The 15,494-nt window shown below is 64.0% G+C and carries 13 protein-coding genes and 2 pseudogenes; 14 read left to right on the top strand and 1 reads right to left on the bottom strand.

From position 1 onward, the window contains the following. The first annotated feature begins 116 nt into the window (after positions 1-116). The 3 genes from ACQ86G_RS23900 (at position 117) to ACQ86G_RS23890 (ending at position 4,092) form a co-directional block, all read left to right on the top strand. Positions 117-596 carry a hypothetical protein gene (locus tag ACQ86G_RS23900; protein ID WP_431257634.1) on the top strand — a complete coding sequence of 160 codons (480 nt, stop codon included), beginning with the start codon at positions 117-119 and terminating at the stop codon, positions 594-596. Positions 597-1,690: 1,094 nt separating this feature from the next. Beyond that, positions 1,691-2,899, top strand: coding sequence for a DUF1173 family protein (locus ACQ86G_RS23895; protein WP_431257633.1), 1,209 nt, complete (start codon positions 1,691-1,693; stop codon positions 2,897-2,899). Between the two features lie 434 nt (positions 2,900-3,333). Further along, a complete protein-coding gene (locus ACQ86G_RS23890; RefSeq protein ID WP_431257632.1) occupies positions 3,334-4,092 on the top strand; it encodes a hypothetical protein in 759 nt (252 codons plus the stop codon). Between the two features lie 790 nt (positions 4,093-4,882). On the opposite strand, the gene ACQ86G_RS23885 is transcribed toward ACQ86G_RS23890, so the two are convergent. Continuing rightward, positions 4,883-5,137 carry a helix-turn-helix domain-containing protein gene (locus ACQ86G_RS23885; RefSeq protein ID WP_431257631.1) on the bottom strand — a complete coding sequence of 85 codons (255 nt, stop codon included), beginning with the start codon at positions 5,135-5,137 and terminating at the stop codon, positions 4,883-4,885. Between the two features lie 284 nt (positions 5,138-5,421). Here ACQ86G_RS23885 and ACQ86G_RS23880 point away from each other — a divergent pair, with 284 nt between their 5' ends. From ACQ86G_RS23880 to ACQ86G_RS23830, 11 genes and pseudogenes are all read left to right on the top strand, one after another. Further along, positions 5,422-5,901, top strand: coding sequence for an RNA polymerase sigma factor (locus ACQ86G_RS23880; protein WP_431257630.1), 480 nt, complete (start codon positions 5,422-5,424; stop codon positions 5,899-5,901). 40 nt (positions 5,902-5,941) lie between these two features. After that, positions 5,942-6,034: pseudogene (locus tag ACQ86G_RS23875) on the top strand (hypothetical protein); the annotation flags it as partial. A gap of 165 nt (positions 6,035-6,199) precedes the next feature. Continuing rightward, positions 6,200-6,823 (top strand): FecR family protein, encoded by a 624-nt coding sequence (locus ACQ86G_RS23870; RefSeq protein WP_431261482.1) that lies wholly within the window; start codon positions 6,200-6,202, stop codon positions 6,821-6,823. A 485-nt stretch (positions 6,824-7,308) separates the two neighbouring features. Beyond that, complete coding sequence (locus ACQ86G_RS23865; RefSeq protein WP_431257629.1) at positions 7,309-9,444, top strand: type VI secretion system Vgr family protein; 2,136 nt, start codon at positions 7,309-7,311, stop codon at positions 9,442-9,444. Positions 9,445-9,456: 12 nt separating this feature from the next. Next, positions 9,457-10,965 (top strand): DUF2169 domain-containing protein, encoded by a 1,509-nt coding sequence (locus ACQ86G_RS23860; RefSeq protein ID WP_431257628.1) that lies wholly within the window; start codon positions 9,457-9,459, stop codon positions 10,963-10,965. Then, a pseudogene (locus tag ACQ86G_RS23855) lies at positions 10,919-11,311 on the top strand (DUF4150 domain-containing protein); the annotation flags it as partial. The gene ACQ86G_RS23860 and the pseudogene ACQ86G_RS23855, both read left to right, overlap by 47 nt. A gap of 259 nt (positions 11,312-11,570) precedes the next feature. After that, entirely contained in the window at positions 11,571-12,173 is a 603-nt protein-coding gene (locus tag ACQ86G_RS23850) for a hypothetical protein (protein WP_431261551.1), read from the top strand. A 2-nt stretch (positions 12,174-12,175) separates the two neighbouring features. After that, on the top strand, positions 12,176-12,424 hold the full coding sequence (locus ACQ86G_RS23845) for a hypothetical protein (RefSeq protein WP_431257627.1): 249 nt from the start codon (positions 12,176-12,178) through the stop codon (positions 12,422-12,424). Next, positions 12,421-13,401 carry a hypothetical protein gene (locus tag ACQ86G_RS23840; RefSeq protein WP_431257626.1) on the top strand — a complete coding sequence of 327 codons (981 nt, stop codon included), beginning with the start codon at positions 12,421-12,423 and terminating at the stop codon, positions 13,399-13,401. Before ACQ86G_RS23845 ends, ACQ86G_RS23840 begins: the two co-directional genes overlap by 4 nt. A gap of 173 nt (positions 13,402-13,574) precedes the next feature. Further along, the gene (locus tag ACQ86G_RS23835; RefSeq protein ID WP_431257625.1) at positions 13,575-13,844 is read left to right on the top strand and encodes a hypothetical protein; all 270 of its coding nucleotides are present in this window, start codon (positions 13,575-13,577) and stop codon (positions 13,842-13,844) included. 627 nt (positions 13,845-14,471) lie between these two features. Beyond that, positions 14,472-15,458 (top strand): hypothetical protein, encoded by a 987-nt coding sequence (locus tag ACQ86G_RS23830; protein WP_431257624.1) that lies wholly within the window; start codon positions 14,472-14,474, stop codon positions 15,456-15,458. Positions 15,459-15,494: the final 36 nt, after the last annotated feature.

The raw sequence follows: 15,494 nt of genomic DNA, 5'->3' as shown, positions 1-15,494 counted from the left end.
CCGCCAAGGCGACGGGCTGGGCGTTCGATACGCTCACCGGCTGGAACCGTCGACAGGCGGGAGATGGCCAGTCGGTGCGACGCCCTCCGAGGGGGCGCCTCGCGTGAACTGGCTTCTTGCCGGTCTGCAGCCTTGCGGGCCCGAATGCGCAGAGACGGGTCGACTTCTTCCATCGTGTCCTCGTCCAGCTCGCGCCGGAAGAGAGCATCGTCTGGCTCCATGTCGCCGCCGGGCAGGCAGGCGAGCAGCAACTGCCCGCCGTGTCGCGCGCCGCGCCACAGGGCCTGCGGCGTCGCGACGAACACGGCTGCGAACGTCGCGCGTACCAACCGTCCGACGCGCCGGTTGCGGGCCTCGCGGTTCTCGTGAAGCCGGATGCAGCGCTGGCACGACAGGCACAGGCCCAGGTGCCGTCGCCGCAGCGACTCGTCTCGGTCAAGCTCGTTGAGGATCTCCAGCGCCAACGTCGCGTCGCGTCGTGCCTGGGGGTAAAAGCGGTCCCAGGTCAGCTCCTCCTGCCGTTCCACGCTCTTGTTGCGACGGCGCGGCGCGGCCAGCACTTCTCTTTCCATGCTCATGACTCACCTCCATGGTGAAACTCCGGGGGTTGCGCAGGCCTGCCGCGTCACTGCGTGATCGTGGGTGGGCCTTGCGCGCTGATTGACGGCGGCGGGGAGGATCCCGTCGCCACTCGTTCCGCGCTTCGCGCGGTGGAACTCCAAGTCGCCCATGGCGAGCCTGTCGGCCAGGACAGGAGCTTCATGGTTCGGCGGATGCCGCCAGGGGAGGCGGCAACGTCAATCTTTTTGCGGGTTGCATGCCGCATCAGTGGGCTGAGGCCATGACGAGCGCTGAACCCGGGCTGTCGGCGCCGCGCTGGCGTGGCGCGCCAGGCGCGCGAGGCGCGATGGTCCTGGCGCCCGTCATGAGGCGGCACGGCGCGTGAGCGTTTCGTCCCGCCTTGTTCAACGTCACCCGGTGGCCGGAGCCGCCGAGCAGCACGCAGAGCGCGTGCGTTGTCTCCAACGTCGACATGGTGTCTCCCGATGAAAAGTGGAGACACCGCTTCCCCGGCGGGGAACTGGTCCCCCGTTGGGTGGCTGGACCTGTGTGGCCCAGTGCGAACTGCCACGTTGTGGACGTGCACAGTGGCTTCGATCCGTTGGACCGTGCCTGTGATTCGAAAAGAGGAGGGGGCCGTGGAACGCGAGACGCGAGGCTCCGTGCTGCCTGTGGCGTCGCCCGAGCGAGCGATACCCAGTGTCCTACTGCCGCGTCTGCGGCGGAAGGAACGTCTGCCAACCAGGTAGGACTGGCTGTGGTCGTGGCCGGGGATACGGCCGCTCCAGGGATCCAGGGCGAGTGACGGTCGCGGCGCCAGCCAGGCTGGACTTCAGCGGCCCGGTGACAGGCCTCGAGAAGGCTGTGTGGACGCGATGCCCACGGGTAGCGCCGTCACTATGAGCCTGTCGGTTCGAGGCGTCACTTGCGAGTGCGCGTCCGACACTGGTGGCAGCCGAAGCTGTGGGACACCAAGCGGATTCGGGGTGGTGCGTCGGGACTGCCGCGTCCACGCCGGGGCGGTTGTTTGGAGGGTGAGGGCAGTGGGCGCGAGATCGGGCGTCGATCGCGCGGATTCAGGCTGGTGGTGGCCGGCCGGTGGGGCGACCCTGGCGCCAGGATGCGCGCCATGAGCATTCAGCGATTCGAGGTGGCGGGACGGGTCGTGTTCGCTGACGACGCGGCCTTGCAGCATGTGCTCGCGGGTGTGCATGAGTCGCCTGATCGTCCGCGGTGTCTGTGCTGCGAGGGCGGCGTGGAGATGTACGTCGCGCGGCATCGGCAGTTCGTCCTCAAGCGCATGCCGGGCTCGGGCGCGCGGCATCATCCCGAGTGCCCGTCCTACGAACCGGATGAGCGGCTATCCGGGTTGGGCGAGCTGGTGGGTGATGCCGTGCTCGAGCCCAATCCCGGCTGCTTCGAGCTCCGGGTCAATTTTCCGTGGACGCGCGTGGCGGGGAAGGGAGTTCCGCGGGGCGAGGCCGAGGAGACCGCGGAGGTGATGGTCGCGAGGCGCCGCATGAGCCTGCGGGCGCTGATGCACTTTCTCTTCCATACGGCGGGATTTGATCGGTGGTCGCCCGCGATGGAGGGCAAGCGCAACCAGGCGGTGCTGCACAAATACCTGATGGAGGCCGCCGAGGGCATGACGGTGCGCGGCATCGGCTTGGCCGAGCGGCTCTATGTGCCCGAGGCGTTCTCGGAGGCGGGGCGGGAAGAGGCGGCGAGGCGGCGGCGTGCGAAGCTGGCCGTGCTGCATCCTCGCGACGGCCAGAGTCCGCTGGCACTCGTGATCGGTGAGTTCAAGGGGTGCGAGGCCTCAGCGCTTGGGCGGCGGATCTGGATCAAGCATGCGCCGGACGCGCCGCTGCTGGTGGCCTCGCGCACGTGGGAGCGCATCGAACGGAGCTTCGGGGCGCTGCTTGAGGCGCGTCATGCGGACACCGGGCAGCGCGTGCGCGTCGTCATGGCGGCACTCATCCGAGCGCGGCGTGAGCACACCTACGAGGTGGACACCGCCAGTCTGATGCTCGCGAGTGAACATTGGATCCCGCTCGAAGGCGTTCATGAGCTGGCGCTGGTCAATGCGCTTGTCCAGCAGCGCCGGCGTTTCGTCAAGCCGCTGCGCTATGACGCGCGCACGGCGGCTGCTTTCCCGAACGTGCTACTCCTTGACGCCGGGCCGCGGCCGGTGCCGCTTCATGTCTTGAGTCCGTTCTTGGCGGGTAAAGAGCGGGCGACCAAGGAGAGGGTGCTGCGCGAGGAGGCGGGAGCCTGGTGTTGGGGCTATGGCGACGAAATGCCTACCTTCCCCAATCTTGTTGCGGGCACTCGCTAAACGTCTTGCTAGACAAAATCGACAGTAAAGCGAATGCGTAAAGGCTCTGACCGAAACGCGTGGACTGCATCTTCTCTGCGTCGGGCCGCGCCGCACGTCGGCGCTCCAGGTCATTATTTCGCAGCGAGATCATCTCGCCATCGTGGCAATCGCGACGCGCGTCGGCCTGAGACTTCCCCCACCGCTCGATACGGTCTTCCGCCTTACCGGGGAGATGCCGGACAAAATCGCAAGCTGAAGTTCAGTGGCGCCGCGGCCTGCCTCGGCCAATCCGATTTTTTGTTCTTTGCCATTAATGGCTGAGATAGCGCCTTAAATTCCGGGACGCGGCGTCGAAGTCTGAGACGACGGGCCCGGGCACGGTGGAAACAATGTGGGCTTCTCAAGGCCACCGCAACCTAGACCGACGAACTATCGAGCAACAGGGAGATCTGATGACGTTGAAAATTCTGACGGCACTCGCTGCTGTAATCGTGGTGGGGTGCGCCGCTCCAGTCGCGAGGGAGACCTCGATGGACTGGCCCGCGTTTATCGCGTCGGTGCCCGGCACAGTGATTGGGGGTGACGAATACAAGACTCCAATGCTCAAGCGCAGCGTCCACGGCGCTAACACGCCAGGTCTAGAGCAGACCAAGGCGAGCTTTGACATTTGGTGCAGGGCGGGCGGAGGTAAGACGTCGAACATGCCGCCCTTACAGTCCACAGGCGTCGCCCAGTCCTTCTATGCGGCGGCCTCTGCCTGGGCGAATCAAGACTTGGTCTCTTACGGCGAGCGCTACAGCTCCACGTCGCAATTCTGCTTCGACGCGCAGCAGCAATTGACGACCGTGATGATGGTTCGCATCTATGGCGGCAATCGAAATCACCCTTATGAACCGCACAAACTGCCCGCGCCGGTAATCGCCTTCTATACCCCCGAGCAGGCGGTCCAGTTCGCCGACTTCTATAACGCGAAGGAGAAGGAGCGCGCCGAGGCTTCGCACAGGAACTTGCAGCAGCGCCTGGATCGCGCAGCTTCGGAAACGCGGCGACTTCGTGTTGAGCCCAAGATCGGCGACAAAACGAATCAGGGCATCATCATCGACCTGAAGTCACCGCTCGCATTAATTCAGTACGACCCAATGCAGCGGCAGATTTTTGGCAAGCCGCAACAGGAGTGGGTGCCGATCAGTTCTCTGGTCGCCCCGCACTGACGGGACATTGCGCCCACTGGGTGGTCAGCTTTCTCAGACTCTTACCACACGCGTTGTCTCTGATTTTCGTCGTGGGCGCCGCTGCCGGGCCTCTGCGCCGCCTTCTCAATGTTCCGGAGGAGCTTATCGACCGTCTCGCCACCACAATCGGTTCGGTGTTGCTGAGGCACGGCGAGCGAAGGGGCGCATCAAGCGCCCCTTGTTCATTTCGTTCTTCCCTCTGTTCCGTGAGTTGTCGATGAAGGAAAGTCGGTGGGGCGCCAGTTCCTAGGGTCAACTGACAGCCAGTCCTGCGCTTTTAAGGTCATACACGCAGTTCGTGAGTGACCCATCTCGGATGCGCTGCATCGCCTTATCAATCACTTGCAGCGGCACGAGGAGCCACTCTCGTGGCTTCACCGGATTCCCTCTAGTGCGAGTCGATCGACATGGACCGGATGCTCGCGCCCCTGCGGGCGAGGTTCTTCGATCTGGGGCTGCTCGCCTCGGCCGACCAACTCCGGCTCAAGGAAGTGCCCGCCGATTACTTGCGCTTCATCGGACCGCTCCGATGCGCGCCCGGAATCCATCTCCCTTCCGTGCACTCCAGACAAGACGGCCATTTAGCCAGGCCGCCTGCTGCGGGCTCGCCACGGCCGTAGCCACCCATTGCGCATGCTGCTGGGCGTGGCCTCGTTGTTCTGCGATTACGCATAGTTCGAGGACGCGCGGCGGCGTTACTTCTGACTTGCACAGGAAATCAAGAAGGCTTCACATCTCGTGCCCCGGCCACGCTATTCACCTGTGTAGGTCAGTCATCGTCGAAGCCGACGAACTTAGATGGATCTACCAGGTCATGCAGCGAAATTCCGATGGCGCGCGCGAGAACATCCGCGTTGTCGATTGAGATGTTGACGTTGCCTCGTTCGACACGACTAACGTAGGCGCGCGGAACGCCGGCTTCGTTGGCCAAGCTTTCCTGCGTCATGTCCTTCATGCGCCTCGCGCGACGAAGGTTTCGGGCGAAAACTTCGCGAGAGGACAGCGGAGATTTGATCTTTGGCATGTACCTCAAGCATCAAATCCAGCACTTGTCCTAACAACATCGTTTGATATACATTGGGTGTCGTTTGAGGATCAGGCGGAACTTATTCAGACGTATTTGATGGTGTTTGATGGCCGTCCGGGTACACAAAAGATTCGATCCGAACCTCAGCCTCAATGGTTGCTTGGTGTGCACCTCATCCGTCACGTTGGGTGAGTGGGCCAGCCGCCCTCGTGGACGATCTGCCGGAGGTGGGTGTACGCATCGCCTCGCTCGCGCGGTTCCGGAGGAGATTTGGAGTTTTTATGATCACTGACTGGACACGAAGCTTCGCCCGCGTGCGATCAGCCTTGATGCGCCGTGGTCGCTCATCGCAAGAGGCGGACGACTTCGTGCAGGAGGCTTGGCTGCGGCTGGCCTGTTATGAAAGCAGCCAACCTGTGGACCGGCCCGAGGCCTTCCTAATGCGCACGGCGCTGAATTTATCGGTCGACGCGCATCGGGCTCGGTCCACCCATGGCGATCACGTGCTGGCGGAGAATGTGGTGCTGATGGATACGGCGCCCGGGACTGAGGCCATCGTGCTCGCGCGGGAACGCGTGGCGCGTTTGAGCGAGTGCGTGAGTCGCCTGAGACCCAAGACACGGGCGATTCTGTTGGCGCACCGCGTCGATGGGCGAACCTATCAGGACATCGCGCTCGAACACGATCTGAGCATTAGCACAGTGGAGAAACACGTCGCCAAGGCTACTCTGCTGCTCACCAGCTGGATGGAGGGATGGTGATCGTGCCCGCTATCGTTGGTTTCTGCGGTGTCGGCGCGCGATGGTGCAGGTAAGCCCTGCGATCGCCGCCGAGGCGGCTGTCTGGGTTGCGCGTCTGCATGGCCCCTCGCGAACGTCGCGGATGGAGCAGGAATGTTTGGAGTGGCAGGCGCGATCCGCGGAGCACCGCTGGGCCTTTGAACGCTGCACGGAGACCTGGCAGGAGGTGGGCGGGCTCACGCTGGCTGCGTTTGCGGGTGCTCTGCCAGATGGCGCAGACCTTTCGGCGCGGGAAGCCGCACGGGGTATGACGCGGCGCATGAACCGACGCATGTGGGCTGTTGCGGCAACCGGCGGTGTGGCCCTGCTGTGTGGCGGATTTCTCCTCACGAATCCCGAGCGTTATGAAACCGGAGTCGGGGAGCGACGCACCGTCGTGCTGAAGGACGGGTCGCGCATATCGCTTAACACGGCCAGTCGCATTCATGTCCGCTGGACACCGAGTCGCCGGATCGTCGAACTGGAGACCGGGGAAGCCTTGTTCGAGGTAGCGAAGGATCCTCGTCGTCCTTTTGTGGCCGTGGCCAATGGCGTTGAAGTGCGTGCCATCGGGACCAGCTTCGTCGTTCGATCAGATGCCGGTGAAGCCAGGCGTGATGAAGCATCGGGAGGTACCTCGGTGACCCTGATCGAGGGGACGGTCGTCGTGACCCAGGTCAGCGGCAAGAACGAGCGTGTGTCGCCGGTGTCGCCGATGTCGCCGATGTCGTCGGTGATGGCGGTCGAGATGTTGCCGGGTGAACGTCTGCGCATCGCGTTGGCCCCAGGGCTGAAATCCGCGGAAGTGGCCAAGGACCGACCGCGGATTGATCAGGTGACGGCGTGGCAGCGGGGGAGGCGGTGTTCGACCGCGCGACGCTCAGGGAGGCTGTGGCTGAGATGAATCGATACAGCCCGATGCGTCTTGCGCTGGCGGAGGAGGGCGGTCTGGCGCAGTTGAGGATCAGCGGGGTGTACCGCACGGGCGACAACGCGAGTTTCGCGAGGGCTGTAGCCGAGCTCAACGGTCTTCGCATTGTCGAGCACCCGGATCGAATCGAGATGCTTGGTGGCACGAACCTGACGCGACCGCCTCCGCCATTGAATCGTTGATTTTCTGAGTTGGCCAGACGTGGAGGGCAGGTAACTTTTCCTTCAGTCTCCAACGGGCGGCGCGGGACCTGTCCGAATTGCTGCGTGCCTGTGGCCCACGGTTTCAGGGCGTCGCGCGCATGCCGGCCGGCGCGCAGCCTCCGGGGTCGGTGGATCACTCTCTGTTACGGTGCTTCCTTGAGGGCGTCGCTCCCAAACGTCGGGAGTGACTTTGGACCGTTGTGGTGACTACGGGTGAACCCTAGCCTGCGGGGTGTCGACCTGACCCCTGGTGCTATGGCCTCACCTTTCCGCCTCAAGACTGCCTTGCCTGACGAGACCCTGCGCGTGCACACCTGTGTGTCGCGGGAGGGGCTCAGCGACGCCGGAGACACTGTGCTGACGCTGTTGAGCGAACGCAAGGACATCCAGGCCTCGGAGCTGCTGGGCAAGCCCGCGACACTGACGATCGCGCTGCGCGACGATGCGCCGCGATTCCTCAGCGGCCACGTGACGCGCTTCGCGCAGCGAGGCTTCGAAGGCAAGCACTGCGTCTACGAGATGCAGCTCAAGCCTTGGCTGTGGCTGCTGTCGCGTACCTCGGACTGCCGGATCTTCCAGGAGCTGTCGGTCCCCGACATCGTCAAGCAGGTGTTCGAGGACCACCCGGTCGCGCGCTACGAGTTCAAGCTGCTGCGCCCGTACCGGACCTGGAACTACTGCGTCCAGTACCGCGAGACCGACTTCAACTTCGTGGCGCGTCTGCTGGAGCACGAAGGCATCTACTGGTACGTCGAGCACGACGAGGCTGGGCACAAGGTGGTGCTGTGCGACTCGGCGAGCGGACACGACGCCAAGGCGGGCTGCGAGTCGCTGCCGTTCTACGGCTCGGGCGCGCAGGCCACGCCGGCGCTCGAATATGTGCAGGCCTGGGGCAGCGCGGAATGCGTGAAGCCGGGGAAGGTCGTGATCACGGATTACGACTTCCAGCGGCCGTCGACGTCGCTGGAGACCAACCAGAGCGTGGCGCGCAACTACGACCTGTCCGACGGGGAAATCTTCGACTACCCGGGCGGCTACATCCAGACGGGCGATGGGTCGCAGTACGTGGAGGACCGGCTCGACGAGCTGCAGACGCAGTTCCAGACGTATGACGGCACGACCAACGCGCAGGGCGTGAGCACGGGGCACCTGCTGTCGCTGTCGCGCCATCCGCGCGAGACCGAGAACGCGCAGTACCTGATCACGGGCACGCAGATCAGCCTGAGCCAGGCGGCCAACGAGGCGGGTTCGGGAGAGACGGGGCTGCGCTGCAGCTTCAGCTGCATCCCGGCGGCGCAGCAGTACCGGCCGGCACGGCGCACGCCGAAGCCGCTGGTGGCGGGACCGCAGACGGCCATCGTGAGCGGTCCGGCGGGCGAGGAGATCCACACCGACAAGTACGGCCGGGTGAAGGTGCAGTTCCACTGGGACCGGCGCGGCAAGAGCGACGAGCGCAGCTCGTGCTGGGTCAGCGTGGCGCATCCGTGGGCGGGCTCGAACTTCGGCGGCATCCACATCCCGCGCATCGGGCAGGAAGTGATCATCGGGTTCATCGAAGGGGACCCGGACGCGCCCATCATCATGGGGCGGACCTACAACGGCGAGAACCTGCCGCCGTGGGACCTGCCGGCCAACGCGACGCAGAGCGGCTTCCTGACGCGCTCGACCAAGGGCGGCAGCTACGGCAACGCCAACGCGATCCGGTTCGAGGACAAGCACGGCGACGAGCAGCTGTGGATCCACGCGGAGAAGAACCAGGACATCGAGGTCGAGAACGACGAGACGCACTGGGTCGGGCGGGATCGGACCAAGACGATCGACCGGCATGAGACGACGCTGGTCAAGGGCAACCGTACCGAGACGGTGAACCTGGACGAGACGATCACGGTGCACAAGAACCGCACCGAGACGGTGGATCTGGACGAGACCATCACCATCCACAAGAACCGCACCGAGCGCGTGGACCTCGACGAGAAGATCTCGATCGGGATGAACCGCAGCGAGGACGTAGGCGTGAACGAGACGATCAGTGTCGGATCGAACCGCTCGGTGACGGTCGGCGGCATGAAGACGGAGACCATCGCCTTGGCGAAGGCCGAGACGATCGGCTTGGGCAAGGCCCTGACCATCGGCGCGGCCTACCAGACGACGGTCGCCGGGCTGATGAACACGAGCGTCGGCCTGCAGCAGAGCGAGCAGGTCGGCATGAGCAAGAGCACGACGGTCGCGAAGGACTACTCGATCGACGCCGGGGACGAATTCAAGATCACCGTCGGCAAGTCCAGCCTGGTCATGAAATCGAACGGCACGGTGCTGATCAACGGGACCAGATTCAACTTCTCTGCCAGTGGCCCAGTGGTCATCAAAGGCAAAGACGTCGACATCAACTGAACGCCACCACCCATGGAGTTCAGGAACCACAGCCCGTTCCCCGCGGTGGCATTCGGGGGCGTGGACACGCTCGGACAGGATTTCCACGTCATCGTGCTGCGTCAGACGCTGACCTGGGCGGACGACGGCGTCCTTCGCATCGCCGACGTCCAGACGCCCCTTTGCGAGGTGGACGAATTCTTCGATGCGCCACAGGGCGGCAGTCCGCGCTACGAGTCCGACTTCTGTCCCTACAAGCCGAGGTGCGATGTGCTGTTGAACGGCACCGCATACCCGCCGGCGAGCACAAGCGGTCCGCTTCACGGGTTCGAGGCGATGCTGGCCGTCCGTCGCCCCGATCGACCTGCGCCTTTGCCTGAGCGTCCCACCGGGCTCAACCCCACCATGCCCGCCTCTCGCGAGGCTCTGGCGCGTTGGGAGGCGGACGTGCGTCATGCGCGCGCGCATCCCGTCGCCGGGGAGCGACTCATCGACAAGCGCCTGATGGTGCGCGGACGTGGGCATTTCCAACGGTCACAGGGCGATGCGGGGAACGGCAGGTCCTGGCAGCTGGTGCGCGCGTCGGCGTCGGAGGCCACACCCGTGCGGCTCGAAGCGGCCTTTGGCGGCGAGTGCCGGATCGATGCGTCCGACGCTGCGGCGGCCCACGTGGCACCGCGCCATCGACTGACGGAAGTGCGGCGCCGCGAGCACCCGGACAGTCAGGCCGACCCGGCTAGCCTGCGCGGCCCGGGTGTCCCGGGTGGCCCGAGTGGCCCGAGTGGCCCGAGTGGCCCGAGTGGCCCGGAAGCACCGCTGGCCCATGAGGCCCTGTCCGCGAACACGTGGGGAACAGGGTTTGTCACGCCCTGGTTCCTTCGAGCGACGGACGCGACGCGGGTGCCGGCTCCCCGACTGGAGTTCCGGGATCGACCCCTGACGGCGCAGCTGTTTGACGATCTGCTGGCGGGTCGCGTCGATGCCGCCGCGGTCGGTATCGCGACATTCGGAGTCCGCCCCAAATGCTCTCCAGAGCGGGTGGCGCTAGCGGGAACCATCGATGAGGCCTTCATCAGGGGCGAGTCTCCGCTGCCCCCCGACCATGATTTCGCTGTCTGGCAGGCCGCCTGGCCAGATCAGCAGGTCGACGCGCTGGCGGGCAACGAGGAGATCGCGCTCGTGAATCTGCAGCCGCCGGGCGAGCCGTGGGAACGCATGGACGGCCAAGGCAACCGGGTCCTTCACTTGAAGCTGCCGGGGCACACCGCCCATGTGACGCTGAGGCTGCGCTCGGGCGAGGTGTTCGTGCACCCGATGAGGCTGGACACCGTTGCCATCGACACCGACCAGCGCAGCGTGATCTGCGTCTGGAGAACCGTGCTCGACAAGCGAGAAGACATTGAGATTCGCGTCGCCGAAGTGGGGACCATGGACGCGCAACGGGCTGCCCGATTCTCCCGCGAGCGCGATGCCTACCTGACGCTGCTGGACATTCATGCCGCGGCGCAGGCACAGCCGACTGATGTGGGCAGCGATGGCTGACAGGCTTGGCGCACGCAAGGACGACAGCTTCAAGGCGGTGTCCACCGCCCCTTCGTTCAACAAGACACCGGTCGGGGCCAGCACGCCGCCTCTGCCTTATCCCACCGTCCAGGACCTGGCGAACGCCTTGGGACCGGTCGCGTCGGTGCGACTCAACGGTCGGCCGACCTATGTGCTGGACCAGACGACGCAGCCGAGCTGCAAGGGAGACAACGCCGGGGTCGCCAAGGGCGTGAAGAGTGGCACCCTGAACGGCGAGGTCAAGCCTACGCAGGGGTCCACGACGACGCGGGTCGGTGGGCACGCGGTCATCCGCGACGGCGACCCCTGCACGATGAACGGCGGGAACAACCCCGGGCTCTACGTCACCGTGCCGGCCGTCTCGGCCACGGCGCCCGCATCGGCCGGGCGCTCGACCCCTTCGGCCAAGCCAGAGACCGACGAGGAGTCGAGCTTCTTTGATCGCGCTGCGAAGAGGCTCAAGGAGGCCGGGCAGTACTACAAGGACAACGTCTCCGAGTCGGTCCACAGCTTCGCCGATGGGGCGATGACGTCGGGGGAAGATCGCTGCCGCGGGCGGCGCGGCGTCGGCGGTCGGGGGCGGCATGATGCTGACCGGCATCGGCGCGGGGCCAGGTGCGGTCGTTGCAGCGGGCGGGGGCGTGGCCTCGGCGATCGGCGGCGGCGTGGCGGGCGTCGGCGGTATTGCCGAGTCGGTGGCCACCGGTGTCGATGTCGCTGCAGAGTTCGCTACCACGGGGGCTCTGCCCAATCTGTCCGCCGCCGGCACCGCATTCCTTCAACGGATGTTGACGAACAGGCTGGAGCAGTTGACCAGCTTCGCTCCGAACCGGAAGCGCAAGCGTGACGACAAGAAGGAGCCGCCGAAATCGGGCAACGGCAGCAACGGATTCAAGGTCGAAGGAGAAGGCGAGGGCGGGTGTGGCGTCAAGCCCTTCAAGGACCAGACCTGCCCGACGGGTCAGCAGGCGCACCACATTGTTCCTGACTACGCGCTTCGTTATGGGAACCGCGCCGACGGGGCCAAGGGGATCAACCGAATCCCTGGGATGCCCTCATTGGACGATGGGCCCAGCATCTGCCTCACCGGCGGAAGCAAGGTCAAGAACTCCGAGCACAACAAGGCCCATGAGGGGACGGATCCGCAGATCGCGGACCTCGGTCACCGCACGGATAAGGGCCACTAGGCGTGGCCCCGATCGGCGACATCATCCAGATCTCCATCGACGAGGTCGGCAAGGTCAAGCCACACTGCCAGGAAGAGATCAAGAAGAAGGTCAATGACGCGTTTGCCGGTGTCGACCGCAACGCCTATGGCCGTACCACTCAGAATCCGCCGCCCAAGGGGTCGGAGGCGCACGCTACCCTGAGCGGCGAAACTCGCAAGGCCGCGGATGCCACCCGCGATCGTGCTGTTGCACCTAGGAAAACAAAATGAAAGCACCCGTCGAATTCATCAACGCCGCCGCGCTGGATGGCGAAAGCATCTACATCTGCGGCTCACTCGACGCCCTGCCAGCCTATTCGAACCATGCACGGCTGTTCATCTACGATGAACAAGTGGCGCACCTCTGGCAACACCACGATGTCGACTGGTGGTCGGTTGCGACTACCGTATTCGTGGAATTCGATGGCTCGGACTGGGACTTGTGCTGCCTTTCCAACGAAGGTCAGATCGACTACATCCGCTCCAAGGGAGGGTCAGTGGTCGAGTCCATTCATGGCGCGGGCGTCCACAGGTCGGGCGCCGTGCGATGGGGCTACATGAGCAATCTGAAGCAGATCGGCGACCATCTCTATGCCTGTGGCGGCGCGGGGCAGGTGTACAAGCGGCTGGGCAAGGACCACTGGGTGCACATGGACGAAGGGGTGCTCCAGGCGCCGGACGTCGATGACCGTCTCTTGCCCAGCGCCATCGATGGGCCGCACGAGGAAGCGATCTATCTGGTGGGGGCCCTGGCCGAATCCGGCTATCCGCCACGGGTTCATTTCTGGAACGGCAAGACCTGGCGGCAGCTGGAACTGCCGGAAGTCGCCGAGCGCCTGACCTGCATCTATGTCGAGACGGACACCCGGATCTGGCTCGCCGGGGCGAACGGCACGCTGCTCCTGGGCAACGCGGAGGACGGCTTCGTCAGTTTGAGCTCGGTGGATGACAACCAGCTCTTCCTCGGCGTGTGCGAGTACTTCGGCAAGGTCTACCTGCCTTCCAACCTCGGACTGTTCGTGTACGACGTCGAGAATCCACAAGCCGGTATCCAGGAAGTGGTGACCGGCTTGACGCCTGAGCTTCAGGACGCGCGCATCATCGACCGGGCCAGCGGCGTGTTGTGGTCCGTCGGCGGGAAGGACATCGCGAAGTTCGATGGCAAGGTGTGGACGCGCATCCAGCATCCGGACAACGACCCCATCTGACTGCGAGCCCGTCGTCAATCATGTCATCACGCTCTACACCTACGAGCTTCGCGGACGAACTCTGTCGGCGTGTGAATCGACGGGGCGTCGGTCGCTGGTTGGAGGAGTTGGGTCGTCGGACGGGCAGGGAGCCGCGGCAAGTCCTGCCGGTGCCCCCGGTAGGCAGGCACCTGATGTCGCTGCCTGAGCATGGGCTCTACTTGGTACTCCGCCATCCGCATGCCGGCGATGTCGAGCACGGCGATCCTGACCGCTGGCTGATCACCGACGTGCTGTTCGATGTCGCGGGTGCCCATGGCGCGCCGTGGCGCCAGGCCTTGCCTTTCGGGTTGGATGCGCGACTTGAGACGCCTGCGTCTGCGCAGGAGCGCCTCGATGCCAACAGCTTGGGCCTCGGCGAGGGGCGCTGCGCGTCGGGGATTACCGGCAGAGCTTCGTTCTGAAGGAGGGGCTCGTGCTGGAGATCACTTGGCTCGAGCAGTTCAACGGCCTCGCCCAGGCCACCGTCGTCAGACTGGGGGCGGAGCTTCTGGATCCGGTCGAGACGCAATGAATGCGTCTGACCTATCGCCAACATGAACGGTGAACCCTGCCTGGCCGACGAGTTCGGCTTCGCAACGCTGTGCCTGGGAACAAACCTTCTCCAAGACTGGCATCGTCATACCCCCGGCCCTGAGCAGCGGTGACATGCGCGGCGCAGCTCCCTGGCCAACGTCGCCCTGGCGACCTACCGGCACCCTAAACACCCGACGGCTCAGCGAAGCTCGGTGCTGTCGAGTTCAGACGACGCCCTTCGGCGCGGGGCGCTACTTCTCGGCCCGACCGCATACCAATCTGTTATTGGACGCCATGGCAAGGTAGTGAGCATCAACATTAACTGGCTCACGCTCTGAAGGAAGAAGTGGGGACGATTACAAGCAAGTCGTCAGGAAGGCAACTGGATCGCATGACGCTTTTGAAGAGGCGGATTCAACTCTGAAGTGCAACATCTTTAAGGGTGAAATCCATGGGCAAGCTGGGTCAGACCAAACGCTGACTGACGACCGTCACTGAAATCGGATGGAATGACAATGGGAAAGAAGAATACCGATATCGCCAAGAAGGCCGATACCGTCACTTTTGCAACTGCGGTGGTGGTTGAATCTGACTACGTGCGCTTTGCGGCCTACAGGGATGACATCGACCCCGATGAGGTGGATGAGAGCCGCATGATCAGCTACGACCCTCAAGGTGATGATCCTTGGAGTCAGGACGATGTCGACACGCACGTGATCGCCATGTGCCTCTGGCCCAACGCGAAGGGGAAGAAGCGGGCCTACGTCGCCATGTCTTGGGAGGGACAGGTCGAGATCGTTCTTCAGGGTGCCGACTTCCCGTCGAATGAAACGATTCAGGATGCAGGGCTGCACGGGGACTGGTCCAAGGACTACGGTTACGTGATGGATATTGCCGCCATCGGGAAGACGCTATTTGTCTGCGGTGATGCAGGGCAGATCTACAAGCGCTTGGCGGACGACAAGTGGGTTCACGTGGATGAGGGCTTGTTGATAGAAGGTTCGACCAATCGCTGCTTCATGGCGATCGATGGGTTGAGTGAGTCGGCTATTTACGTGGTAGGTGTCGACGGGGAGATTTTCCATGGCGACGGGAAGCAATGGCGCAAGATCGACATCCGAACGGATGAACAATTGCTTTGCATTCGTGTGTTCGACGAGAAGGACGTGGTAATCGGCGGGTCCAATGGAACACTGTTGGTTGGCAACGCGGCGGATGGTTTTCGTGATATCTCGAGCGTCGACGACAACATGCGTATCAGCAGCGTGGAGCGCTTCCAGGGCCAGCTGTACGCGGCCAGCAATTTGGGCCTGCTGGTCTACGACGAAGAGCGCAGAAGTTTGAGGCCTGTGATCACTGGGCTTCAGCCGGAGCTGCAAGACGCTAACGTCATCCAAGCGCGGGATGGATTTGTCTGGTCAATTGGATTCAAAGATATTGCGTACTTCGATGGCGACGTCTGGAAGCGTGTTGACTATGTCAGCAATCCAAAGATCGGATAGGGTTGTGGGTGCGTCGCGCAGGTCGTTCAAGCGCTG

The organism is Roseateles chitinivorans, assembly GCF_050632145.1.
GTDB lineage: Bacteria > Pseudomonadota > Gammaproteobacteria > Burkholderiales > Burkholderiaceae_C > Roseateles > Roseateles chitinivorans_B.
The sequence above is the reverse complement of the archived record's forward strand: the minus strand, read 5'-3'. Positions and strand labels throughout refer to the sequence as shown.